The organism is Pseudomonas helleri (genome assembly GCF_045830615.1).
Lineage (GTDB): Bacteria > Pseudomonadota > Gammaproteobacteria > Pseudomonadales > Pseudomonadaceae > Aquipseudomonas > Aquipseudomonas helleri.
On sequence record NZ_CP174501.1, the window covers coordinates 3,633,633 to 3,655,948 of the forward strand.

Consider the following 22,316-nt stretch of genomic DNA (forward strand, 5'->3'; position numbering starts at 1 on the left):
GCTGTCATTGATGTTTGTTATTATGCCGCCACATCCTGCTTCTGGCTGCCACTGTGAAACAATTCATCGACTTCATCCCGCTGTTACTGTTTTTCGTTGTCTACAAAATCGAACCACGCGTCGTCGATTTCGCCGGGCATAGCCTGACGGTCGGGGGCATCTTCAGCGCGACAGCGATGTTGATCCTCAGCTCGGTGGTGGTTTACGGCATTCTGTTTATCAAGCAGCGCAAGCTCGAAAAGAGCCAGTGGCTGACCCTGATCGCCTGCCTGGTATTTGGCAGCCTGACCTTGGCCTTCCACAGCGAAACCTTCCTTAAATGGAAGGCGCCGGTGGTGAACTGGCTGTTTGCCGTGGCATTTGCCGGTAGCCATTTCATCGGCGACAAGCCGCTGATCAAACGCATCATGGGCCACGCGCTGACCCTGCCGGATGCCGTCTGGACGCGCCTGAACCTGGCCTGGATCGGCTTCTTCCTGTTCTGCGGTGCGGCCAACCTGTTTGTGGCCTTCACTTATCAGAGCATTTGGGTCGACTTCAAAGTCTTCGGCAGCCTGGGCATGACCGTGCTGTTCCTGGTTGCTCAGGGTATTTATCTGTCGCGCCACCTGCATGACACCGATTCTGCACCGACCAATACCAAATCCGAGGACTGACATGCTCTACGCAATCATTTCCACCGACGTTGCCGACTCCCTTGAAAAACGCCTGGCCGCGCGCCCCGCGCACCTTGAGCGCCTGCAAGCACTGCAAAAGGAAGGCCGTGTCGTACTGGCTGGCCCGCACCCGGCCATCGACAGCAATGACCCAGGCCCGGCCGGTTTCACTGGCAGCCTGGTGGTCGCCGAGTTCGACTCCCTGGTAGCGGCCCAGGCCTGGGCTGACGCGGACCCTTACGTGGCTGCTGGCGTATACGCCAATGTAATCGTCAAGCCGTTCAAGAAAGTCCTGCCCTAATCGCGGTATTTTTTGCCGGTCGCCGACGCGCAAAGCGTCGGCACTGGCTAAATCGAGTAAGACATGAGCGACCTGTTACTGATAGATGATGACCAGGAGCTGTGTGAGCTTCTGAGCAGTTGGTTAAGCCAGGAAGGCTTCCAGGTACGCGCTTGCCACGACGGCCTGAGCGCCCGCAAGGCGTTGCTCGAGGCCAGCCCCGATGCGGTGGTGCTGGACGTGATGCTGCCCGACGGCAGTGGTCTGGAGCTGCTCAAGCAACTGCGCAACGACCACCCTGACCTGCCCGTGCTGATGCTGTCGGCCCGTGGCGAACCGCTGGACCGTATTCTCGGCCTTGAACTGGGCGCCGATGATTACCTGGCCAAACCCTGTGACCCTCGCGAACTGACCGCCCGCTTGCGCGCTGTCTTGCGCCGCAGCCACCCGGCCGCCGTGTCCACCCAACTGGAGCTGGGCGATTTGTGTTTCAGCCCGGCGCGGGGCGTGGTCACCATCGACGAACATGACATTCCCCTGACCGTATCTGAAAGCCGCCTGCTTGAGGCGTTGCTGCGCCAGCCCGGCGAGCCGCTGGACAAACAGGAACTGGCGCAAATTGCCTTGGGCCGCAAGCTAACCTTGTACGACCGCAGCCTCGACATGCACGTGAGCAACCTGCGTAAAAAGATCGGCCCCCACCCCGATGGCCGCCCACGCATCATGGCCCTGCGCAGCCGCGGCTATTTTTATAGCGCATAAGAACCTGTAATCGCAGGGCTTGGCGTTATGTAAACCTCACCCCAAAACGTCTTTACCTAAGCTTTACGCTCGACTGACAGCCATTGACCTTGATCTCCCTAAACTGGGCGCATCCGGATTCACCGGAACCGTACTAAGGAGACACACCATGCGTAAGACTCTAATTGCTCTGATGTTTGCTGCAGCCCTGCCAACCGTCGCAATGGCCATGCCTGGTGGTGACGGCCCAATGGGTCCACGTCACGGCGGTGAGCACGGTCGCGGCGATGCCCCTTACAGCCAACTGGACCTGAGCCGCGAACAGCGCCAGCAGATCGGCAAGTTGATGGGCGAGCAAATGCACGAACGTAAACAACTGGTTGAGAAGTACCTGGAAAAACTCCCGGCTGCTGATCAAAAGGCACTGAAAGACGAAATCGCTGCCAAGCATCAGAAAACCCAGAGCGATATTCGTGCGCTGCTCAAGCCTGATCAGCAAAAAACGTTCGATGAGATGCAAAAAAAACGCGCTGAACGCCAAGCAGAATGGAAACAGTTCAAGGAGTGGAAAGCTCAGCAGGCTCCAAAAGCGCAATAATCTAGTCTGTTACCAAGCCCAACGGCCCCCCGGTCGTTGGGCTTTGGTCGTTTCAATCATTTACCTGTGAGGAATTACTGTGCGTTCACTGTTTTGGCGGATTCTGGCCAGTTTTTGGCTGGCGATAGCCTTGGTCGCAGGGCTCTCGATTCTGTTGGGGCATATGCTCAATCAGGACGCCTGGATCCTCAGTCGCCACCCCGGCCTGCATAATCTGGCGCAACAGTGGACCGAACGTTTTGAAACCCAAGGCCCGGACGCCGCCCAGGATTTCCTCGAACGGCGCAAGCGTCGTTATCACATTGACGTCCAGGTGCTAAACGAAAGCGGCGACCCGGTGGTGGAAGGCACCTTTCCACGCCGCGCTGCGGTTTGGGAAGCCCGCCAGGGGCGCGGCAAGGAGCAACTGCCGTGGCGCCGCCTGACCGTCGAGTACACCAGCCCCAAGACCGCCGAAACCTACTTGCTGATTTACCGCATTCCGCACCCGGAGCTGGACGCCTGGCATCGCCAAAGCCTGATCTGGCCGCTGAGCGCGCTGGGGATTGCGCTGGTGGTGCTGACCTTGTTCAGTTTGCTAGTCACGCTGTCGATCACCCGCCCGCTGAGCCGCCTGCGCGGGGCCGTGCACGATTTGGGGCAAACCACCTATCAGCAAAACAGTCTGGCGCAACTCGCATCACGCCGTGATGAGTTTGGCGTGCTGGCCACTGACTTCAACCGCATGGGCGCCCGCCTGCAAAGCTTGATCGGCAGCCAGCGCCAACTGCTGCGCGATGTATCCCATGAACTGCGCTCACCGCTGGCACGTTTGCGCATCGCGTTGGCGTTGGCCGAACGGGCCGGGCCAGAAGAACGCGAAAAGCTCTGGCCACGCCTGACCCGCGAGTGTGACCGCCTGGAATCATTGATCAGTGAAATTCTCGCACTGGCCAGGGTTGATGCCGATCAAGCCAGCGCCGAGCCCATTGAGCTGAACCCCTTGCTCGCCACGGTCCAGAAAGACGCCTCACTGGCCGCCCCCGAGCAACGGGTGCAGCTCAATGCCGAGCCTGACCTGAGCATCAGCGGTTGGCCGACCATGATCGAACGCGCCGTGGATAATCTGCTGCGCAACGCTCAGCGCTTCAACCCGCCAGATCAACCGATTGAATTGACCGCACAACGCTCGGGCGACCACATCGCCATCAGCGTGCGCGATCACGGCCCGGGGGTGGCTAAAGAGTATTTGGCGCATCTGGGCGAGCCGTTCTTCCGGGCACCGGGCCAAACGGCGGCAGGCCATGGGCTGGGCCTGGCGATTGCCCGCCGTGCAGCAGAGCGCCATGGCGGCAGGTTGTTGCTGGACAATCACCCGCAAGGCGGGTTTGTTGCCACGCTGGAGTTGCCGTTGGAGCCTAATGCCACTTAGCGAGCTTGATTCGCAATCGTTTAAAGATCATAAGACCCCCCTCACCACGCCTCTCCCGAAGGAGAGGGAACCGATTGGGGGATGCTGAAGATATTCGGTAGCCTGTTTGCTGCGCGACAGCGCGGCATCGAAGACGGGGCGGTATCGTAAACGCTTAGGCTGTCCAGGCTTTGACGAATTCGGCGCTGTTCACTTTTGGCGCATCACGCAGTTCGTTCTGCGGGGTACCCAGGTACAGGAACGCAACCACTTCTTCGCCGTCTTCCAGCCCCAGGCCCTTGGCCACGTGTGCGTTGTAGGACAGCTCGCCAGTACGCCACACCGCGCCAATGCCTTGGGCAAATGCGGCCAGTTCAATGGCGTGGGCAGCGCAACCGGCGGTAATCAACTGCTCGGACTTCGGCACTTTGAAGTGCTCCTGCAAACGTGCCACGACCACCACCACCAACGGCGCCCGCAATGGCATGGCCCGCGCCTTGTCCAGTGCCGCCTGGGTCACTTCGCCGCCCTGCCCTTGCACCGCTTGGGCCAGAATTTCACCCAGTTGATTGCGCGCTTCACCTTCAACCGTCAAAAAACGGTAAGGCCGCAGTTGGCCGTGATCCGGAGCGCGCAAGGCGGCCGCGAACAAGACTTCACGTTGCTCGGCCGTCGGCGCAGGGTCCAGCAAGCGCGGGGCAGATACACGGTTAAGCAAAGCGTCGAGAGCCTCCATTGGCCACCTCCTGAAGAAAATGTGCGGCTATTCTAACGGTATCCATCGAAAGTCTGGCGGTTTACATCGCTCAGACCACAGGTAGAATGGCGCCCCCCTTCAATCCCGAGCTGATTTCATGGCACTGCCGACTTTACGCATTATCGGTTTTGTAATCGGCATCTTCCTGATTACGCTCGCGGTCAGCATGTCTGTGCCGATGCTGACGCTGGTCATTTTTGACCGCTTGAGTGATCTGCCGTCCTTTCTGTGGGCCAGCCTGATCACCTTCGTCGCCGGTCTGGCACTGGTGCTGCCCGGCCGCCCGGAGCAAGTGCACCTGCGCCCGCGGGACATGTATCTGCTCACGGTCTCGAGTTGGCTGGTGGTGTGCATTTTTGCTGCGCTGCCGTTTTTGCTGACGCAGCACATCAGTTACACCGACTCATTTTTCGAAAGCATGTCCGGGATTACCGCCACCGGCTCCACGGTGCTGAGCGGGCTGGACACCATGACGCCGGGTATTTTGATGTGGCGATCGATGCTGCACTGGCTCGGCGGCATCGGCTTTATCGGGATGGCGGTGGCCATTCTGCCGTTGCTGCGCATCGGTGGTATGCGCCTGTTCCAGACCGAATCGTCTGACCGCTCAGAAAAAGTCATGCCTCGCTCACACATGGTGGCGCGCCTTATTGTCGCCACTTATGTCGGCATCACCATTCTCGGCAGCCTGGCGTTCTGGTGGGCGGGCATGAGTGTGTTTGACGCGATCAACCATGCCATGTCGGCGATTTCCACTGGCGGGTTTTCAACCTCGGACCAGTCTCTGGCCAAGTGGACGCAACCGGCGGTGCACTGGGTGGCCATTGTGGTGATGATTCTCGGCAGCCTGCCCTTTACCTTGTATGTGGCAACATTGCGCGGCCATCGTCGGGCATTGTTCAAGGATCAACAGGTTCAAGGGTTGCTCGGGCTGCTGGTGGTGACCTGGTTCGTCATGGGCACCTGGATGTGGTGGACCACCGACATGTCGTGGTGGGATGCCTTTCGTCATGTGGCGCTAAACGTTACGTCGGTGGTGACCACCACCGGCTTTGCCCTGGGCGACTACAGCTTGTGGGGCAACTTCTCGCTGATGCTGTTTTTCTACCTGGGTTTTATCGGGGGTTGCTCGGGCTCGACGGCGGGCGGAATCAAGATTTTCCGCTTTCAGGTTGCCTATATTCTGCTCAAGGCCAACCTTAACCAGCTGATTCACCCCCGTGCGGTGATCAAGCAAAAGTACAACGGGCACCGCCTCGACGAAGAAATCGTGCGCTCGATTTTGACCTTTTCTTTCTTCTTCGCCACCACCATCTGCGTGATTGCACTGGCGTTGTCACTGCTTGGCCTGGACTGGATGACCGCCCTCACCGGTGCCGCCAGTACGGTGTCTGGCGTGGGGCCGGGGCTGGGTGAAATCATCGGCCCGTCGGGCAATTTCTCCAGCTTGCCGGATGCCGCCAAATGGATTCTGTCGTTTGGCATGTTGCTTGGGCGTCTGGAGATCATTACCGTGTTTGTATTGTGTGTCCCGGCGTTCTGGCGGCATTGATTCAATCAGAGGTTCAGCATGGGCCAAATCCTGTCACTGCGTCATTACCGCCAGGACGTGATCGCGCACAGCCATGAGCATGCGCAACTGGTGATCAGTTTGTCCGGCCTGCTCGACTTTGAAGTCGACGGCCGGGCCAGCCTGTTGCGCCAGCAGCACCTGATGGTGATCCCGGCCGGGGCCCATCATATTTGCGGCAGCGAACAAGGCAGCCAATGCTTGGTGCTCGATGTACCGGGCCAGGACTGGCTCGGCGAGTCGCTGGGCAGTCATGCCGACGCCAGCCGCCGCTTGCTCGACAACGCCGGGCACTTGAGCCTCGACGCCAATCAACACCAACTGGTGAGCTGGCTGGCCGCCAGCCCGGTGAACGACCCCTTGATCGCCCGGCAAGGCGCGATCCTGTTGCTGGCGAGCCTGAACAACGCTGTCGAACCGGTAACTGCAAACCGTCTGCCTTTCGCCGCACTGGATGCCTACATTGAGCAAAACCTCGCTTACCCGCTTCAGGTCATGGATCTGGCGCGAGTCGCAGGTTTGTCCTGCGCGCGTTTGCACAGCCGCTTCGTCAGTGAATGCGGGCTGACGCCCATGGACTACATTCGCCAGCACCGCCTGAACACGGCATTGCAGCTTTTGCGCCACAGCGCCCTGCCCATGGGCGAGGTGGCCAGCCGGGTCGGCTACGCCTCGCAAAGCGCCTTTAGCGCGGCCATGCTGCGAGAATTTGGCGCGTCACCTTCGAGGCTGCGCCGCGAGTCTGGCGACAACTGACGCGAGTCTGGCGACAGACACCGCTCAAGCCCACAGCCTAGACTGCCTGCCTTGCCTGTATCGACTTAAGGACTGCAATGACTCCGCGTACCGCCTTGGGCGCCCTGCATATTGGCGCACTGATGTTCGGCCTGACCGGCGTGTTCGGCAAACTCGCCGCCGCGTCAGCTTCCATTATTGTGTTCGGCCGGGCCGGTTTCGCGGTGCTGGCGCTGGCCTTCTTTGCTGCACTGGCCAAAAGCACCCGCTGGAAAAAACTGGCACTGCGCGATGCGCGTAACCTGCTGATCAGCGGCTTGCTGCTGGCCGGGCATTGGGTGAGTTTTTTTGTTTCGGTCAAAATTGCCGGGGTGGCGATTGCGACCTTGGGCTTTGCCAGCTTCCCGGCATTTACCGTGATCCTCGAAGGGCTGATTTTCCGCGAGCGCATCCGCCTCAATGAAGTGATTCTGGTGTTGCTGGTCAGTATCGGCCTGATTCTGGTGACGCCCAGCTTCGATCTGGCCAGCCAGGCCACCGAAGGGTTGATCTGGGCCATTGCCTCGGGCCTGCTGTTTTCGCTGCTGTCGCTGAATAACCGGGCCAACAGCGGACGCGTGCCCGCGGTGCAGGCAGCGATGTGGCAAAACGCAGTGGTCGCCTTGTGCCTGCTGCCTTTTGCGGCACCGGGTCTGAGCGAAGTTCGACCGCTGGACTGGCTGTGGATCGCCTTGCTCGGGGTGTTCTGCACAGGCGTGGCCCATAGCCTGTTTGTCGCCAGCCTGGCGGTGATCAAAGCGCGCACGGCGGCCGTGGTCTTTGCCCTCGAGCCGGTGTACGGCATCACCCTGGCGTGGCTGATATTCCACGAAACCCCGACGCTGCGCATGCTGGTTGGCGGGGTGTTGATCATCGTCGCGATTGTGGTGTCGAGCCGCCTCAGCAGTGGCCCGACGCCGAAACAAGCCGTGCTCGATTCAGCCGCTCACTGAACCCGGTCGTTGTGCCCCAAATCACGCTGCGGGTCGATCTGATCGCGGACCCGCTGCTTGAGCACCTTGGCTTCGGGGAAGCCGCCGTCGGCCTTGCGCTCCCAGATCTGCACGCCGTCACAGGTAATGCGGAACACGCCGCCGGTACCCGGTTCCAGCGCCACTTGGCGCAAATCGTCAGCAAATGTACTGAGCAGCTCTTGCGCCAACCAGGCCGCCCGGAGCAACCACTGACATTGCGTGCAATAAGTGATGACAATTTGCGGCTTGCTGGCAGACATGTTTCTAAAACTCCTGGGGGTAAAGGCGCCGCTATAATAGACGCCTTTGTCGCTCGCCCAGAGATTCATGATGCGCCGTCTGCTGATTTTCCTGCTTCTGTGTTTAAGCCCGCTGCCTCTGTTGGCAGCTGAAAAGCCCCAGCCCAAAATCGGTTTGGTGCTGTCCGGGGGTGCCGCCCGTGGCCTGGCCCACGTCGGTGTACTCAAAGCGCTGGAAGAGCAAGGCATTCATATTGATGCCATCGCGGGCACCAGCATGGGCGCGGTGATTGGCGGGCTGTATGCCTCGGGCTACAAGATTGATGAGCTGGAAAAGCTCGCCCTGAGCATCGACTGGCAAGAAGCGCTGTCAGACAGCCCCGCCCGCGAGGATGTCCCGTTCCGGCGCAAGCAGGATGACCGGGACTTTCTGGTCAGACAAAAACTCAGCTTCCGTGACGATGGTAGCCTGGGCCTGCCATTGGGCGTCATTCAGGGGCAAAACCTGGCATTGCTGCTGGAAAGCCTGCTGGCGCACAGCAGTGACGTGCGCGACTTCGACAAACTGCCCATCCCGTTCCGCGCCGTGGCCACCGACATCGTCAGTGGCGAGAAAGTGGTGTTCCGCAAAGGCCACCTGCCCCAGGTGATTCGCGCCAGCATGTCGATCCCGGCGGTGTTTGCGCCCGTGGAAATCAACGGCCAGTTGCTGGTCGATGGCGGCATGGTCGACAACATCCCGGTGGACGTGGCCCGCGAGATGGGCGTCGACCTGGTGATTGTGGTCGATATCGGTACGCCACTGCGGGGGCGCAAGGAGCTCAACACGGTCTTCGACATTCTTAACCAGTCCATCACCCTGATGACCCGCAGTAACTCTGAGGTTCAACTGGCCACGCTAAAACCGGACGACGTACTGATCAAACCGTCGCTCGCGAGCATCGGCGCGACGGACTTTGGCCGCTCAGAAGAGATCATCAATGCCGGCTATCGCGCGACGCAGATTCTCGAAAACCGTCTGGCCAGCCTGCGCCAACCCGCCGACGCGCAACTGAGCATCGCCCGCTCTGCCGAAGAACGGACCCCGGTGATTACTGCGATCAAAATCGAGAACGACTCGAAAATCGACGACTCAGTGATCCGCTATTACATCCGCCAACCGGTCGGTGAGCCCTTGGATCTCGCACGTTTGCAACGGGACATGGGCACACTGTACGGCCTGGATTACTTTGATCAGGTGCAGTACCGCGTGGTGCACAAAGGTCAAGAGCGCACCCTGGTGATCAGCGCCCGGGCCAAGCGCAGCGGCACCGATTACCTGCGTCTGGGCATCAACCTCTCTGACGACATGCACGGTGACAGCGCCTTCAACCTTGGCGCCAGCTACCGGGTCAATGGCATTAACCGCCTGGGCGCCGAGTGGCTGACGCGGGTGCAAATTGGCGATAAACAAGAGCTGTACAGCGAGTTCTATCAACCGCTGGATGCGGGCTCGCGGTTCTTTGTGGCGCCGTATATCAACGCTCAATCGCAGAACGTCGAGGCCATTCTGGATAACGACCCGATTGCTGAATACCGTCTTGAGCGCTATGGATTTGGCTTGAACCTGGGCCGCCAGATCGGCAACAGCGGTGAGATCCGTGTGGGCGTCGGAGAGGCATGGGGTAAGGCCGATGTACGAATCGGCGAGCGTGACTTGCCGAGCACCAGCTTCACCGAAGGCTTTTATGACGTGAAGTACTCGTTCGACTCGCTGGATAACGTTTATTTCCCGCACACCGGCGAAGACATCAGCTTGAACTTCCGCCAGTTCGATCCGGCGCTGGGCTCGGACGAGCGTTATCGCCAATGGGAATTCAACCTCGACAAGGCCCTGAGTTCGGGGCCGAACACCTGGATTCTAGGCGGGCGTTACGGGCGTACGCTGGACCAGGCCAACGTCGTGACCTCAAGCTTTTTGCTCGGCGGTGCGCGGCAGTTGTCCGGGTTCCGTGAGGATGCGATTTCGGGGCAGAACATCAGCTTGATGCGGGCTGTTTACTATCGCCGCCTGACGCCGCGCTCGTACCTGCCGCTTGATTTCCCGCTGTATGCCGGTGCGTCACTGGAACGCGGCCGCGCCTGGAACAACGACAACGAGTTCGACAGTGGCTACATCAATGCCGCGAGCATTTTTATTGGCTTTGATACACCGCTGGGCCCGCTGAATTTCAGCTACGGGATTAACGATGACAATCAAAAGGCGTTGTATTTGAACCTGGGGCAGACGTTCTAAGCTGTGCCCTTGTAGGAGCGAGCTTGCCTCGCGATCTTTTGATCGTTTAAAAGATCGCGAGGCAAGCTCGCTCCTACAGGTAGAGGGAGGGAAGTCAGTTCTTTTCGAGGTTTTCGAGGATGCGCTTGTGTACGCGCATGCAGATGCGCTGATCTTCTTCGTCTATGCCGACAAACAATTCCTGACGCAATGCGGTGGCGATGGCCTCGATCTGGGCGATCAAGGGCAAGGCTGACTCACTCAATTCGATTTTCTTGGCGCGGCGGTCTTCCAGCACCGCCTGACGTTTGACCAGACCTTGGGCTTCAAGGCTGTCGAGCAAACGCGCAAGGGTCGGACCTTCAACCCCGACACTTTGCGCCAATTCCCGCTGGGTAGGCTTGCAGTCGAATCGTGCCAGATGCAGCAGCACCAGCCAGCGGGCTTGCGACAGGCCGAGACCGGCCAGGCGTCGATCCAGCTCCGCACGCCAGCCACGAGACATTTGGGCCAACTGCATACCAAAACGGTGTTGATCGGTTAACGGCATAAAAAACTCAATGTTTAGACTGAAAAAGAGTGAAACCAATTGTTAGTCAGCTAAGCATGGAGCTTGCACATAGGCAAGACCTGTATGTCAATCAATTCGTTACATGCCAATAACCGTTACATTTCGAACTCGGATTGCAGGGCGGCGCGCACGCAATACAGGACGCCTTCCGGCACTCGACCTTTGAACTGTTCAGCGATACTGGCCACGCTTGGCAACTCACCCTCACCGTCCAGAAACGCGTCCTGCACTTCTTCCATCAGCTCTTCGGGTAAGTCCAGGGCTTGCTCCAGCGACAGTTCCTGACGCCCAATGGCTTCGGCCAGCAGCGTGTAGACGTTCTTTTCAGAGCACTGCAATTGCCCGGAAATCTGCAGCGGGGTCATGCCCGCGCGTGCCAAGCTGATCAGTTCGTGGCGGATGTCCGCGACCACTTTCGGCGCCTCGGCCTGCCCGCCCAACACTTCGAGGAACGCCTCGCCGTAGCGCTCCAGTTTGCGCGCACCAATACCGCCGACCTTGGCCATGTCGGCCAGCGACGTCGGCTGGCTGCGCAGCATTTCGAGCAGCGTTGAGTCGGGGAAGATGACGTAAGGCGGTACGCCATGCTCTTCGGCCAGCTTGCGGCGCAAGGCACGTAGGGCCTCCCACTGCTCGCGCTCGTCGCCACGCACCAGTTGGCTGGCCGGGCTGGCAGAACTGCTTTTGACCGTGGTTTGCGGCTTGAGCTCGCGACGCAGCTCTAGCGTCACTTCGCCGCGCAACAATGGTCGGCACGTGTCGCTCAAACGCAAACCGCCGTAGCCTTCGATATCAATGTCGGCCAGACCACGGGCAACCAGTTGGCGGAACAAGGTGCGCCAATCGCCCTCGGATCGGGCTTTGCCTACGCCGAAGACCGACAGGTGTTGATGGCCCATGCTGCGGGTTTTTTCGTTTTCGCGGCCCAGCAACACGTCAATCAGGTGACCGGTGCCATAACGCTGGCCAGTACGATAAATCGCTGACAACGCCTGACGCGCCGGTTCTGTGGCGTCCCAGGTTTGCACGCCGTCGACACAGTTATCGCAATGCCCACATGGCTGGGGCATGTCTTCATCAAAGTACGCAAGCAAGGTCTGACGACGGCAGCGGGTTTCTTCGCACAGAGCCAGCATCGCGTCGAGCTTGTGATGCTCCAGACGCTTGTGGCGCTCGTCGCCTTCGGAGTTTTGCAGCATCTGCTTGAGCATCACCACGTCTTGCAGGCCGTAAGCCATCCAGGCATCTGCCGGCAAGCCATCACGGCCAGCACGGCCGGTTTCCTGGTAGTACGCCTCAAGGGATTTGGGCAGGTCCAGGTGCGCCACAAAGCGCACGTTGGACTTGTCGATGCCCATGCCAAAGGCAATGGTCGCGACCATGATCAGCCCTTCTTCGTTGAGGAAGCGCTTTTGGTTGGCGGCACGGGTTTCGTTGGGCAGGCCGGCGTGGTACGGCAAGGCCGGGAAGCCCTGGTCGCACAAAAACTGCGCCACTTCGTCGACCTTTTTACGCGACAGGCAATAGACGATGCCCGCATCACTGCGCCGCTCCGAGAGGAACGCCAGCAATTGTTTGCGCGGCTGCTCTTTGGGCACGATGCGGTAAAAAATGTTGGGCCGGTCGAAGCTCGACAAAAAACGCTCCGCGTTCTGCAAATGCAGGCGGGTGACGATTTCTTCGCGGGTGCGTTTGTCGGCGGTGGCGGTCAGGGCGATGCGCGGTACATGGGGGAACATCTCGGCCAGTTGGCCCAGTTGCAGGTACTCCGGGCGGAAGTCATGCCCCCACTGCGACACACAGTGCGCTTCGTCGATGGCAAACAGGGCGATGTCCAGGCTCTGCAGAAAGGCCATCATGCGCGGCTGCACCAGACGCTCTGGCGCCAGGTAGAGCATTTTGACTTCGCCACGGCGGATCCGGTTGGCCAGGTCGCGCTGTTGATCGGCGCTCAATGTCGAGTTCAGGGAGGCGGCGGCGACGCCCAGTTCTTCGAGCGTGGCGACCTGATCGTCCATCAAGGCGATCAACGGCGAGACCACCACCGCCAGGCCGTCACGCAACAGCGCCGGGACCTGGAAGCACAAGGACTTGCCACCGCCGGTGGGCATCAGCACCAAAGCGTCGCCACCACTGGCCACGCGCTCAATAATGTCACCCTGACGGCCACGGAAACTGTCGTAGCCGAAGATGTCTTTGAGTACGCGTTGAGCCTGTTCGAGCATAGAAACTCCAGAAATCGCCGAAACACCCCTGCGTCAGCGGGACCCGGCGCGGCCTCAAGCGGTGTTTAAACCCTTGGGCGCAAAGCGCTGGAGCCGCTGTCTTGACCGCAGGGCATCACAAAACGCGGCAGTATACCCGAGCACTCCACCCTACAGGGCGCTGTGATTGCAGTACCGATCACCGGGAAGTGATGGCAAATGCGCTCAACGACTGGCTTGGGCGCTCAAGAAAGCCTAGAATTCGGTATTGTTTATTTTCTAGGTAGTCCCTTAATGTCCTTCGCTGAGCAACTAACCCGCCTGCAAGCCTTCCTCGACGCTGACGAGCTGCATGACGAGGCGCTGGACTACGTAGCCACTCACGGCTACCTGACTGCCCTGTCCATCTGCGCTGAAGAAGTACCTGAGCGTGAATGGATCGACGCCATTTTCGCTGAAACCCCGAACTACAAAGACGACGCCGAGCGCGAAGAGATCGAAGGCTCCCTGATTAAGCTCAAGGACCACATCGCTCGCCAGTTGGCATCGGACGAAGAGTTCGAGCTGCCGTGTGATCTGGACCTGGGCGACGAGCCGGATGATTCCGATCTGCGCGGCTGGTGCATCGGTTTTATGGAAGGCGTGTTCTTGCGCGAAGAGGCCTGGTTCGAAAGCGCCGAAGAAGAAGTCAGCGAAATGCTGCTGCCGATCATGGTTGGTTCGGGCCTGTTCGACGACCAGCCTGAATTCGCCGATATCGCTCAGGACGCCAACCTGATGGACGACATGATCGTGCAGATTCCGGAAGCCCTGACCGCCCTGTTCCTGCTGTGCAATGCCCCTGACGAAAAACCGGCCATCCTCAAGCCGCGTCACCACTGATTCAATGCCCGGCCCCTCGTTCAGCAGCCGGTCGCGGCTGCTGCGTTACGCTCTGTTTGCCATTGGCTGGCTGAGCGTAGCGCTGGGGGTTCTGGGGATCTTCCTGCCGGTACTGCCCACCACCCCCTTTCTGCTCTTGGCTGCCGCCTGCTTTGCGCGCAGTTCCCCACGGTTTTACCAGTGGCTGGTCGAACACCCTCGACTGGGGCCCTGGATCCGCGACTACCTCGACGGTAACGGCATTCCGCTCAAGGCCAAGGTCTACGCCATTGGTTTGATGTGGCTGAGCATTGGTGTGTCCTGCTACCTGGTGCCATTGCCTTGGGCGCGAGGGTTTATGCTGCTCAGCGCGGTGCTGGTGAGCCTTTATATCCTGCGCCAGAAAACCTTGGAAAAACCCTGAAGATCAAAAGATCGCGAGGCGAGCTCGCTCCTACAGCGGGGGTTTTGTGACGTGGTTGCGCTGGTAGGTGTCGGCGCCCATGGCTTCGATTTGCCCTTCAATCAGCGCTTCAAACGGGCGCAGCAGCGGTGCATAGGACGCCGGGGCTTCGAGGATATCCAGAGCCTGGACGATGGCTTCCACGGTCGACAAAGCCCCAGGCCCCGGCGCCTTGCGCAGCCGGTAACGGGACACCGCGCCCTCGGGCAAGGTCATCCGTGGCAACTGTGCCAGCAACGGGTTGAGGTGCAGCAGTTTGCGCGCCTTGCGCCATGTGCCATCGGGCACCACCAACAGCAGTTTTTCAGTTGCCGCAGTATCTGCCTGTAGCGGTTGCGCACCCTCCCCCGGAAACAACAACCGCGTCTGATACCCCGGCGGGTTGAGCAGCGTGTGCAAATCCTCAAACACTTCGCCCACTCGCAGCTCAGCGTTGGTCAGCCCCAAGGCCGCCAGCCGTGCAGTGTTCAGCGCATGATTGACTTCACTGGGGTGCTGTAACAGCAAGACGCGGGTGTGGCTGTCCAGTTGTGGGATCAAGTCGCACAGGCAGTGCGTTTGCGGGCGCAAGCAGCGAGGGCATTGGGCACGGGACATAGCGATAACGCTCTCTTCAAGGTTGATTTAGCTGCGCTTTGAGCAGGTCGCGAAACGTTTGAATCAGCGGCTCACGACTACGACCACGGCGCACGATCATTGAAAACGGCGCCTGATAACCAAAGGTCGCCGGCAGCAACACGCGCAAGTCACCCTTCTCGACCCACGGCTCGGCGTAATGTTCGGGCAAGTAACCAATGTAGGCGCCGGAGAGCACCAGAATCAGTTGGGCCTCCATGCTGTCGACGGTGGCCGCGCTGTGTTTAAAGCCGTGCCGCGCCAGCTCGGCCTGGCTCCAGTAGCCGCGCCCGACCATGCGTTGCTGAGTAATCACCGGCTCGGGGATTCGCCGCTCAGCGAACAAGGGATGCCGCGTGCTGCAATACAGCCAATGCTGTTCACGGTACAGCGGCTGATAAACCAGACCGCTCATGCGCGACGAAAACGCACCGATGGCCAGATCAAGCCGGTTGTCTTGTACTCCGAGCTGCAATTCGTAAGGGCTCATGACCGACAGGTGCAAGTGCACCGCCGGGTGCTCCTGGCTGTAGGCGCCAATGGCTTCGGCAAAGGGCAAGGCTTTGTCGCTGACCGTGGAGTCGATCACCCCCAGATTCAAGGTGCCGCGCAGTTCACCCTTGAGCGCGGCGGCGTACTGTTCAAAGCCTTCCAGCTCGCCCAATAGACGCAGGGTTTCCTGATGAAACAGCTCGCCCTTGCTGGTAAGGCTGAACCCGCCGCGCCCCCGATGGCACAGCACCAGCCCCAGATTGGCCTCCAGTTGGCTCATGTAGGTGCTGATGGCCGACGTCGACAGGTTGAGCTCCTGCTGCGCCGTGGCGAAACCCTGGTGCCGGACCACGCTGGCAAAGATTCGCAATAGTTTTAGATCGGGTAAAGCGTTGGCCATGAATGACTCACTTTTCACGGTAGGAGCGAGCTTGTCTCGCGATCTTTTCACGATCAAAAGATCGCGAGACAAGCTCGCTCCTACCCGTGGCGCGCATATTTTAGGCTTGGAGTCTAACTCGGGGCTGCGCATTAGTTTAGAAAAATCTGAACTAAGTATTTGCCCGTAGGGATTCTTCCCGCCGCCCGCCTTTCGCAGAATCGACCGCCATAACCACAACAAACGACGAGGTCTTTCCCGTGGATAAAATTCTTCACCAACCACTGGGCGGCAATGAAATGCCGCGCTTCGCCGGCATTGCCACCATGATGCGCCTGCCCCATCTGCAATCCGCCGCCGGTCTGGATGCCGCCTTTGTTGGCGTGCCATTGGACATCGGTACATCGTTGCGCGCAGGCACCCGTTTCGGCCCTCGCGAAATCCGCGCCGAATCCGTGATGATTCGCCCTTACAACATGGCCACCGGCGCTGCCCCGTTCGACTCGCTGTCGGTCGCGGATATCGGCGACGTGGCAATCAACACCTTCAACCTGCTGGACGCCGTGCGCATCATCGAAGAAGCCTACGATGACATCCTCGAGCACAACGTGATCCCGCTGACGCTGGGTGGCGACCACACCATTACCCTGCCGATCCTGCGCGCCATTCACAAAAAGCACGGCAAGGTTGGCTTGGTGCATATCGATGCGCACGCCGATGTGAACGATCACATGTTTGGCGAAAAGATTGCCCACGGCACCACGTTCCGCCGCGCCGCCGAAGAAGGCTTGCTGGACTGTGACCGTGTCGTGCAAATCGGCCTGCGTGCCCAGGGCTATACCGCTGAAGACTTTAACTGGAGCCGCAAACAGGGGTTCCGTGTGGTGCAGGCCGAAGAGTGCTGGCACAAGTCGCTGGCCCCGTTGATGGCTGAAGTCCGCGAAAAAGTCGGCGATGGCCCGGTGTACCTGAGCTTTGATATCGACGGCATCGACCCGGCCTGGGCGCCTGGCACCGGCACCCCGGAAATCGGCGGTCTGACCACCATTCAGGCGATTGAGATTATTCGCGGCTGCCAAGGCCTCGACCTGATCGGTTGCGATCTGGTAGAAGTCTCGCCGCCTTACGACACCACCGGCAATACCTCACTGCTGGGCGCGAACTTGCTGTACGAAATGCTCTGCGTCTTGCCGGGAGTCACTCATCGCTAAACCCCGCCTCCAGACGGGATAAAGGGTTCGAGGTGCCATCGCGCACCTCGAACAGCGCCCTCGCCGGCCTGCCGGCTGACCGGGCCGTTTTTGTGCATGACGCGGCCAGCGAGCGGCGCATGTAAGGGGAGCAATTCTTTAGCCAGGATCGCGCGACTCCGGTCTTCAAGACCTGAGCCAGCACACAAGAACAAAAGGCCTTTGGCTGGCCTGTTACGAATGTTTGTCCGCTTTGTCGGAAAGGCTGCCGCCCCCTTAGCCAATGTGATCGGAGATGATCATGAATAATAAAAACAGCCCCAATAATGCGGGCCACATTAATTCACCAGGAGTTGACCCGGCTCCGAACAACGCACGCCGAACCGGACTCAGGGATGTATTTCGCCTGTTTTTGGGTAACGCGCGCGCCACGCAATACACCCAACGCCACACCCGAAACACCGGTGATGCCACCCATCGCCTGATCGCCTCATAAAAAAAATAATCGGAGACTCGCCATCATGGCTTTAGACCTAATAGTCGTCCTTATCTACGCTGCGGCAATGCTGGTGCTGGGTTACTACGGCATGCGCAAGGCAAAAACCCACGAAGAGTACTTGGTCGCCGGACGCAACCTGGGCCCGACACTGTACATGGGCACCATGGCCGCCACGGTGCTGGGCGGTGCTTCAACTGTCGGTACGGTGCGTTTGGGTTATGTACACGGGATTTCAGGCTTCTGGCTGTGCGCGGCCCTGGGTTGCGGGATCATCGCGCTCAACCTGTTCTTGGCCAAGCCGTTGCTCAAGCTGAAAATCTTTACCGTGACCCAAGTGCTGGAAAAACGTTACAACCCGATGGCGCGCCAGGCGAGTGCGGTGATTATGCTGGCGTATGCCCTGATGATCGGCGTGACCTCCATTTTGGCGATCGGCACCGTGCTTGAAGTGTTGTTCGGCCTGCCGTTCTGGGTATCGGTGGTGCTCGGCGGTGGCGTGGTGGTGGTGTATTCGACCATTGGCGGGATGTGGTCACTGACCCTGACTGACATCGTGCAGTTCGTGATCAAGACCGTGGGCCTGATGTTCGTGCTGCTGCCGATCTGTCTGTACCGTGTCGGCGGCTGGGATGAGCTGGTGAGCAAACTGCCAGCGTCGAACTTCAGTTTTACCAGCATCGGCTGGGACACCATCATCACCTACTTCATGATTTACTTCTTCGGCATTCTGATCGGTCAGGACATTTGGCAGCGCGTGTTTACCGCCAAAACTGACAAGGTGGCCAAGTACGCCGGTACGTTCGCAGGGTTCTACTGCATCCTTTACGGCCTGACCTGTGCCCTGATCGGCATGGCAGCCCATGTGTTGATCCCGGACCTGGGCAACGTCAACAACGCGTTCGCCGCCATCGTTAAGGTTTCGCTGCCGGACGGCATTCGCGGGCTGGTGATTGCTGCCGCCCTGGCCGCCATGATGTCCACCGCCAGTGCCGGCTTGCTCGCCGCCTCCACCGTATTGACCGAAGACCTGCTGCCCAAGCTGCGCGGCGGCAAACAATCGAGCCTGAAGATCAACCGCCTGTTCACCATGCTCACAGGCCTTGTGGTGCTGGCGATTGCTCTGGTGGTAAGCGACGTTATCAGCGCCCTCACGCTGGCCTACAACCTGCTGGTTGGCGGCATGCTGGTGCCATTGATCGGGGCGATTTACTGGAAGCGCGCCACGACGGCAGGCGCCATCAGCAGCATGAGCCTGGGCTTTATCACGGCGCTGATTTTTATGATCAAGGATGGTCTGGACGCTAATACGCCGATCTACTACAGCCTGGCTGTAGGGCTTATCAGCTTTATCGTGGTCAGCTTGCTGAATCGGCGCCCGGCCACAGTGGCCAGCGCTGCCTGATACCCACTTTCTTCAGCGGGCGCGACGTCGGAGGTCGTGCCCGTTTTTTTCGATATCAGGCGCTTACGCTGCCACCGTATTAACGGCGACGTTGCGGACGGCGACGCGGGTCTCCGACAGGGATCGGAATAGGTTGCAGCGGAGGCTCAATCAGGCCCAGTGCAACACCGACGTCATGCAGCCAGTTTTTCAGTTTGTCTTTCATATTTCCCCCTTGGGGCCACACTTGCGACCGGATTCCTTGGTCGCTTCGTACAGATAATAGTCCTAAGTCCTACAAGATGCTTGCTTAAGGTCAATGAACTTTAGGCTAATCCTCCTCTTTTCAAGTCAGGCCGATGCGCGTTGTGCTGCAACTTCTACGTCGCTTTTAACGGACGCCGTCTGCTGCAACGTTATCCACGCATTCAAGTTGGCGCCCAGCATGCCCTTTCGCCACATCAACCACGTAGTGGCAGAGGCAAAAGGTTGTTTCAAGGGATGTACGCCGACACTTTCACGGCCCGGCAAGCTGGCCAGCATCGAGGCTGGCATCAACGCCACACCCGACCCTGCCACCACGCACGCCAGCATGCCCTGATAGGACTCAATCTCCATCACGCGGCCCATCGCCGCCCGGTCGCTGGCGTACCAGGCCTCAAGGCGAGTGCGATACGAACAGCCCTGACGGAAGGCGAACACCTCACGGCTTTGCACGTCCTGGGCGCGGGTGATCGGTGGATGATCCAGATCGCTGATCATCACCAATTGCTCTTCACAGAACTCGACGCCATCAAGCCCGGCCAACTCAAGCGGGCCATCCACCAGTGCCGCATCCAGTCGCCCGGTGAGCAAACCTTCGAGCAATTCCCCGCTCGGCGCCGACTGTACATGCAGGTTCACCGCCGGGTAGGCGCGGTGGTAGCGGGCCAGCAAAGCGGGCAAATGGATCGCCGCGGTGCTGTACATCGTGCCAAGGGTGAACTTGCCGGACGGCACGCCGCCCTGTACCGCGCCCAGCGCCTCATCGCGCAGGGCGAACAGCCGCGCGGTGTAATCGAGCAGCACTTTGCCCGCCGGGGACAATTGCAAGCGCTGGCGCTCACGCATGAACAACTCGACACCCATTTGCTCTTCAAGTTGTTTGAGCCGGGTCGACAGATTGGAAGGCACGCGGTGCAGACGCTCAGCTGCGCGGGTGATCGAGCCTTCTTCGGCCACGGCCTGAAAAATCCGTAATTGGCTGAATTCCACACCATTCTCCAAAACTGAACAAGTCACTCACTATTATTCAATTTTATAGAAAGTCAATCACCGCTAGCCTGACGGTCATTGTCACTGCCCCGGAATTAACAGCATGTCAGCCCTGACTCGCTTACTCGCCAGCTTTATCGCACTCATGATGGCCATGGGGATTGGTCGTTTTTCACTCACCCCGCAACTGCCGCACTTGATCAGCGAAGGTCAGATCGACTTGACCGGCGCCGGGCTGATTGCCGCCGCCAACTATCTTGGCTATTTAATTGGCGCGCTGGACGCCATTCGCGCCAGACGCCCGGAGCAAGTCCGTGGCCGACTGCACACAGGCTTATGGCTGTGCGTGGTGCTGACGCTGATTTCGTACTGGGCACAAGGCTTCTGGCCGCATTTGCTGCTGCGCTTTGGCGCCGGGGTGGCGAGTGCCTGGGTGATGGTGATGATCACCGCGCTCAGCCAGCAAATCGCGGTCAGCGCTAACCGGCCGCGCTTGGGTGCCCTGGTGTTTGCAGGGCCCGGCATTGGCGTGGTGCTGACCGGATTGCTCGCGCTGTTTGCCAACGTTCAAGGGCAAAACTCGTCCATGTTGTGGCTGATCTACGCGGTGGCCGCCTTGCTCATGCTGCTGGTGATCATGCCGATCCTGCCACCCGCCAACGGCCTTGCTCCGCACGTGCAGACGGCGCCCACAAGCCCACGCCACCCCGGTATCACCCGTCTGGGAGCCATTTATGCGCTGTATGGCTTGGGGTACATCATTCCGGCGACGTTTTTGTCGCAAATGGCCAGCGCGCAATTTCGCGGTCAATGGCAAGCCGATTTGTTCTGGCCAGCTTTCGGCCTGTGCGCGGCCATTGGCGTGGTGCTGATCAGCTTTCACCGGCCCTCGCCGCGCACCACTCGCCTGTGGCTGATGGCCGCGCTGTGGGTGCAGGCGGCCGGTGTGCTGGCATGCTTGCTGCCCAGCAGTGCGGGCCTGGCGCTGGGGGTGATTTTATGCGGCACGCCATTCCTGGCCTGTATGCCGCTGGTGATGCAAAGCTCGCGCGACATCGCCCCCCACGCCACTCAGCGCAACGCCGCCTTGCTCACCGCCTGTTTTGCCGTCGGCCAACTGGGCGGGCCTTTGCTGGCAGCCGTCAGCAGCCATTTCAGTGGCGGCTTGCACCCGGCGCTGATCATCGCGGCCAGCGGCCTGGTGCTGGCCGGGGTACTGGCCTTGCAACTGGTTAATTTTGTAGCAGTGCGCGCACCTTGCGACGTACCCACTGCTCCGCGCTGACAAAAGTGATACCTAGCAGCACCAGCACCGCGCCCACGGCGAAGTTGAAGCTTAATGGCTCATCCAGTATCAACACGCCAAAGGTCACCCCGAACAAGGGCGTCATAAACGAAAACACGGCCAGATTGGAGGCCAAGTAACGCTTGAGCAGCCAAAACCACATCAGGTAGCTGAAAAAAGACACCACCAAGCCCTGAAACAAGACGCTGCCAATGGCCAGCCCGGTAAAGCTGAAGTGGGTGATCTGCCCTGTGGCAAGCGCAATCACCAGCAGGCCGATAAAGCCCACGATCAACTGGTAAAACAGGGTCAGCGTGACCGGTGCCTCAGAGAGCCTGGAGCCACGCACCACCACAGTGGTGACGCCCCAGGCCATGCCCGCCAGCACGCCGTAGGCATCGCCAAGCAAGACGTCGGGGTCCATGTCCGCGAACGACATGCCGCCGGCAAAGGAGAATGCAATGCCCAGAAACGCGAGGAAGATCCCCAGCCACTGCAGCGGCCGCAGACGCTCACTGGGCAACAGCCAGTTCACCCCCAGCGCAGTAAAGATCGGCGCGGTATAGAGGAACACCGACATGTGCGCCGCGCTGGTCAGGTGCAGACCCTGCGCAATAAAGAAAAACTCCAGGCCAAACAAACTGCCTGCGAGCAATCCGCCGCGCCAGGTGTAGGGCACCTGGTCCCAGCCACCCTTCCAGCAAATCACCAGCCCCACCAGCAGCGCCGAGATCCCCGAGCGGGCCATGGCCTGCATGACCGGGGAAATATCAGGTGCAGCCACTTTGATCAGCACCTGCTGGACACCCCAGATCAGGCACAACCCCAGCATGACTTGCAGTGCAAAAGCATCCGTTGCTCGCCGCGAACCACTCATAGCCACACCCAA

At 59.7% G+C, this 22,316-nt stretch carries 24 protein-coding genes; 15 read left to right on the plus strand and 9 right to left on the minus strand.

The features are described from left to right. The first annotated feature begins 53 nt into the window (after positions 1 to 53). The 5 genes from ACJJU9_RS16355 (at position 54) to ACJJU9_RS16375 (ending at position 3,686) form a co-directional block, all read left to right on the plus strand. Positions 54 to 656, plus strand: a complete 603-nt coding sequence (locus ACJJU9_RS16355; RefSeq protein WP_048371484.1) for a septation protein A — start codon at positions 54 to 56, stop codon at positions 654 to 656. 1 nt (position 657) lies between these two features. Then, the gene (locus ACJJU9_RS16360) at positions 658 to 957 is read left to right on the plus strand and encodes a YciI family protein (protein ID WP_048371486.1); all 300 of its coding nucleotides are present in this window, start codon (positions 658 to 660) and stop codon (positions 955 to 957) included. A gap of 63 nt (positions 958 to 1,020) precedes the next feature. Continuing rightward, the gene (locus ACJJU9_RS16365) at positions 1,021 to 1,698 is read left to right on the plus strand and encodes a response regulator transcription factor (RefSeq protein WP_048371487.1); all 678 of its coding nucleotides are present in this window, start codon (positions 1,021 to 1,023) and stop codon (positions 1,696 to 1,698) included. A gap of 148 nt (positions 1,699 to 1,846) precedes the next feature. After that, a complete protein-coding gene (locus tag ACJJU9_RS16370; protein ID WP_048371489.1) occupies positions 1,847 to 2,275 on the plus strand; it encodes a Spy/CpxP family protein refolding chaperone in 429 nt (142 codons plus the stop codon). Positions 2,276 to 2,354: 79 nt separating this feature from the next. Continuing rightward, on the plus strand, positions 2,355 to 3,686 hold the full coding sequence (locus ACJJU9_RS16375; protein ID WP_323369772.1) for a HAMP domain-containing sensor histidine kinase: 1,332 nt from the start codon (positions 2,355 to 2,357) through the stop codon (positions 3,684 to 3,686). 154 nt (positions 3,687 to 3,840) lie between these two features. Here the strand turns inward: ACJJU9_RS16375 and ACJJU9_RS16380 are convergent, their stop codons facing one another. Next, on the minus strand, positions 3,841 to 4,401 hold the full coding sequence (locus tag ACJJU9_RS16380) for an NAD(P)H nitroreductase (protein WP_407728999.1): 561 nt from the start codon (positions 4,399 to 4,401) through the stop codon (positions 3,841 to 3,843). 118 nt (positions 4,402 to 4,519) lie between these two features. Here ACJJU9_RS16380 and ACJJU9_RS16385 point away from each other — a divergent pair, with 118 nt between their 5' ends. The 3 genes from ACJJU9_RS16385 to ACJJU9_RS16395 all read left to right on the plus strand — a co-directional run bounded on the left by ACJJU9_RS16385 (position 4,520) and on the right by ACJJU9_RS16395 (position 7,719). Beyond that, complete coding sequence (locus tag ACJJU9_RS16385; RefSeq protein WP_407729000.1) at positions 4,520 to 5,974, plus strand: TrkH family potassium uptake protein; 1,455 nt, start codon at positions 4,520 to 4,522, stop codon at positions 5,972 to 5,974. A gap of 18 nt (positions 5,975 to 5,992) precedes the next feature. Beyond that, positions 5,993 to 6,748: an AraC family transcriptional regulator gene (locus ACJJU9_RS16390; protein ID WP_048386104.1), complete on the plus strand. Its 756-nt coding sequence runs from the start codon at positions 5,993 to 5,995 to the stop codon at positions 6,746 to 6,748. 77 nt (positions 6,749 to 6,825) lie between these two features. Next, the gene (locus ACJJU9_RS16395) at positions 6,826 to 7,719 is read left to right on the plus strand and encodes a DMT family transporter (protein WP_123752009.1); all 894 of its coding nucleotides are present in this window, start codon (positions 6,826 to 6,828) and stop codon (positions 7,717 to 7,719) included. Here ACJJU9_RS16395 and ACJJU9_RS16400 read toward each other — a convergent pair. Next, on the minus strand, positions 7,713 to 8,000 hold the full coding sequence (locus ACJJU9_RS16400; RefSeq protein ID WP_048386108.1) for a SelT/SelW/SelH family protein: 288 nt from the start codon (positions 7,998 to 8,000) through the stop codon (positions 7,713 to 7,715). The genes ACJJU9_RS16395 and ACJJU9_RS16400 overlap by 7 nt on opposite strands. A gap of 70 nt (positions 8,001 to 8,070) precedes the next feature. Between ACJJU9_RS16400 and ACJJU9_RS16405 the strand changes: the two genes are divergently transcribed. Then, positions 8,071 to 10,254: a patatin-like phospholipase family protein gene (locus ACJJU9_RS16405; RefSeq protein ID WP_407731004.1), complete on the plus strand. Its 2,184-nt coding sequence runs from the start codon at positions 8,071 to 8,073 to the stop codon at positions 10,252 to 10,254. A 94-nt stretch (positions 10,255 to 10,348) separates the two neighbouring features. Here ACJJU9_RS16405 and ACJJU9_RS16410 read toward each other — a convergent pair whose 3' ends face one another. After that, entirely contained in the window at positions 10,349 to 10,783 is a 435-nt protein-coding gene (locus ACJJU9_RS16410; protein WP_048386112.1) for a MarR family transcriptional regulator, read from the minus strand. A 116-nt stretch (positions 10,784 to 10,899) separates the two neighbouring features. Then, positions 10,900 to 13,029: a DNA helicase RecQ gene (recQ, locus tag ACJJU9_RS16415; protein WP_048371507.1), complete on the minus strand. Its 2,130-nt coding sequence runs from the start codon at positions 13,027 to 13,029 to the stop codon at positions 10,900 to 10,902. 273 nt (positions 13,030 to 13,302) lie between these two features. Between recQ and ACJJU9_RS16420 the strand changes: the two genes are divergently transcribed. Together ACJJU9_RS16420 and ACJJU9_RS16425 are read left to right on the plus strand one after the other, a co-directional pair. Continuing rightward, positions 13,303 to 13,890 (plus strand): YecA family protein, encoded by a 588-nt coding sequence (locus tag ACJJU9_RS16420; protein ID WP_314918808.1) that lies wholly within the window; start codon positions 13,303 to 13,305, stop codon positions 13,888 to 13,890. A gap of 4 nt (positions 13,891 to 13,894) precedes the next feature. Further along, positions 13,895 to 14,293, plus strand: coding sequence for a YbaN family protein (locus tag ACJJU9_RS16425; RefSeq protein ID WP_407729001.1), 399 nt, complete (start codon positions 13,895 to 13,897; stop codon positions 14,291 to 14,293). Between the two features lie 30 nt (positions 14,294 to 14,323). Here ACJJU9_RS16425 and ACJJU9_RS16430 read toward each other — a convergent pair whose 3' ends face one another. Next, entirely contained in the window at positions 14,324 to 14,929 is a 606-nt protein-coding gene (locus ACJJU9_RS16430; protein ID WP_407729002.1) for a tRNA-uridine aminocarboxypropyltransferase, read from the minus strand. 16 nt (positions 14,930 to 14,945) lie between these two features. Beyond that, positions 14,946 to 15,839: a LysR family transcriptional regulator gene (locus ACJJU9_RS16435; protein ID WP_048371511.1), complete on the minus strand. Its 894-nt coding sequence runs from the start codon at positions 15,837 to 15,839 to the stop codon at positions 14,946 to 14,948. A gap of 239 nt (positions 15,840 to 16,078) precedes the next feature. Between ACJJU9_RS16435 and speB the strand changes: the two genes are divergently transcribed. The 3 genes from speB to ACJJU9_RS16450 all read left to right on the plus strand — a co-directional run bounded on the left by speB (position 16,079) and on the right by ACJJU9_RS16450 (position 18,909). Further along, on the plus strand, positions 16,079 to 17,029 hold the full coding sequence (speB, locus tag ACJJU9_RS16440) for an agmatinase (protein WP_048371512.1): 951 nt from the start codon (positions 16,079 to 16,081) through the stop codon (positions 17,027 to 17,029). Between the two features lie 280 nt (positions 17,030 to 17,309). Next, positions 17,310 to 17,504, plus strand: a complete 195-nt coding sequence (locus ACJJU9_RS16445; protein WP_407729003.1) for a hypothetical protein — start codon at positions 17,310 to 17,312, stop codon at positions 17,502 to 17,504. A 25-nt stretch (positions 17,505 to 17,529) separates the two neighbouring features. Next, positions 17,530 to 18,909 (plus strand): sodium:solute symporter, encoded by a 1,380-nt coding sequence (locus ACJJU9_RS16450; RefSeq protein WP_407729004.1) that lies wholly within the window; start codon positions 17,530 to 17,532, stop codon positions 18,907 to 18,909. A 79-nt stretch (positions 18,910 to 18,988) separates the two neighbouring features. Here ACJJU9_RS16450 and ACJJU9_RS16455 read toward each other — a convergent pair whose 3' ends face one another. Beyond that, on the minus strand, positions 18,989 to 19,114 hold the full coding sequence (locus ACJJU9_RS16455; protein ID WP_407729005.1) for a PA1414 family protein: 126 nt from the start codon (positions 19,112 to 19,114) through the stop codon (positions 18,989 to 18,991). Positions 19,115 to 19,239: 125 nt separating this feature from the next. Beyond that, on the minus strand, positions 19,240 to 20,142 hold the full coding sequence (ptrR, locus tag ACJJU9_RS16460) for a putrescine utilization regulator PtrR (RefSeq protein ID WP_407729006.1): 903 nt from the start codon (positions 20,140 to 20,142) through the stop codon (positions 19,240 to 19,242). A gap of 103 nt (positions 20,143 to 20,245) precedes the next feature. Here ptrR and ACJJU9_RS16465 point away from each other — a divergent pair, with 103 nt between their 5' ends. Further along, complete coding sequence (locus ACJJU9_RS16465; RefSeq protein ID WP_273217542.1) at positions 20,246 to 21,427, plus strand: MFS transporter; 1,182 nt, start codon at positions 20,246 to 20,248, stop codon at positions 21,425 to 21,427. Here ACJJU9_RS16465 and ACJJU9_RS16470 read toward each other — a convergent pair. Next, on the minus strand, positions 21,375 to 22,304 hold the full coding sequence (locus tag ACJJU9_RS16470) for a DMT family transporter (protein ID WP_048386128.1): 930 nt from the start codon (positions 22,302 to 22,304) through the stop codon (positions 21,375 to 21,377). The two genes, ACJJU9_RS16465 and ACJJU9_RS16470, sit on opposite strands and share 53 nt — an antisense overlap. Positions 22,305 to 22,316: the final 12 nt, after the last annotated feature.

What these genes read in the sequence shown, in the direction of transcription:
- ACJJU9_RS16360 (WP_048371486.1), top strand. Translation starts at nt 658, where the DNA reads ATGCTCTACGCAATCATTTCCACCGACGTTGCCGACTCCCTTGAAAAA.
- ACJJU9_RS16365 (WP_048371487.1), top strand. Translation starts at nt 1,021, where the DNA reads ATGAGCGACCTGTTACTGATAGATGATGACCAGGAGCTGTGTGAGCTT.
- ACJJU9_RS16370 (WP_048371489.1), top strand. Translation starts at nt 1,847, where the DNA reads ATGCGTAAGACTCTAATTGCTCTGATGTTTGCTGCAGCCCTGCCAACC.
- ACJJU9_RS16380 (WP_407728999.1), bottom strand. Translation starts at nt 4,401, where the DNA reads ATGGAGGCTCTCGACGCTTTGCTTAACCGTGTATCTGCCCCGCGCTTG.
- ACJJU9_RS16385 (WP_407729000.1), top strand. Translation starts at nt 4,520, where the DNA reads ATGGCACTGCCGACTTTACGCATTATCGGTTTTGTAATCGGCATCTTC.
- ACJJU9_RS16390 (WP_048386104.1), top strand. Translation starts at nt 5,993, where the DNA reads ATGGGCCAAATCCTGTCACTGCGTCATTACCGCCAGGACGTGATCGCG.
- ACJJU9_RS16395 (WP_123752009.1), top strand. Translation starts at nt 6,826, where the DNA reads ATGACTCCGCGTACCGCCTTGGGCGCCCTGCATATTGGCGCACTGATG.
- ACJJU9_RS16400 (WP_048386108.1), bottom strand. Translation starts at nt 8,000, where the DNA reads ATGTCTGCCAGCAAGCCGCAAATTGTCATCACTTATTGCACGCAATGT.
- ACJJU9_RS16405 (WP_407731004.1), top strand. Translation starts at nt 8,071, where the DNA reads ATGCGCCGTCTGCTGATTTTCCTGCTTCTGTGTTTAAGCCCGCTGCCT.
- ACJJU9_RS16410 (WP_048386112.1), bottom strand. Translation starts at nt 10,783, where the DNA reads ATGCCGTTAACCGATCAACACCGTTTTGGTATGCAGTTGGCCCAAATG.
- recQ (WP_048371507.1), bottom strand. Translation starts at nt 13,029, where the DNA reads ATGCTCGAACAGGCTCAACGCGTACTCAAAGACATCTTCGGCTACGAC.
- ACJJU9_RS16420 (WP_314918808.1), top strand. Translation starts at nt 13,303, where the DNA reads ATGTCCTTCGCTGAGCAACTAACCCGCCTGCAAGCCTTCCTCGACGCT.
- ACJJU9_RS16425 (WP_407729001.1), top strand. Translation starts at nt 13,895, where the DNA reads ATGCCCGGCCCCTCGTTCAGCAGCCGGTCGCGGCTGCTGCGTTACGCT.
- ACJJU9_RS16430 (WP_407729002.1), bottom strand. Translation starts at nt 14,929, where the DNA reads ATGTCCCGTGCCCAATGCCCTCGCTGCTTGCGCCCGCAAACGCACTGC.
- ACJJU9_RS16435 (WP_048371511.1), bottom strand. Translation starts at nt 15,839, where the DNA reads ATGGCCAACGCTTTACCCGATCTAAAACTATTGCGAATCTTTGCCAGC.
- ACJJU9_RS16445 (WP_407729003.1), top strand. Translation starts at nt 17,310, where the DNA reads ATGAATAATAAAAACAGCCCCAATAATGCGGGCCACATTAATTCACCA.
- ACJJU9_RS16450 (WP_407729004.1), top strand. Translation starts at nt 17,530, where the DNA reads ATGGCTTTAGACCTAATAGTCGTCCTTATCTACGCTGCGGCAATGCTG.
- ACJJU9_RS16455 (WP_407729005.1), bottom strand. Translation starts at nt 19,114, where the DNA reads ATGAAAGACAAACTGAAAAACTGGCTGCATGACGTCGGTGTTGCACTG.
- ACJJU9_RS16465 (WP_273217542.1), top strand. Translation starts at nt 20,246, where the DNA reads ATGTCAGCCCTGACTCGCTTACTCGCCAGCTTTATCGCACTCATGATG.
- ACJJU9_RS16470 (WP_048386128.1), bottom strand. Translation starts at nt 22,304, where the DNA reads ATGAGTGGTTCGCGGCGAGCAACGGATGCTTTTGCACTGCAAGTCATG.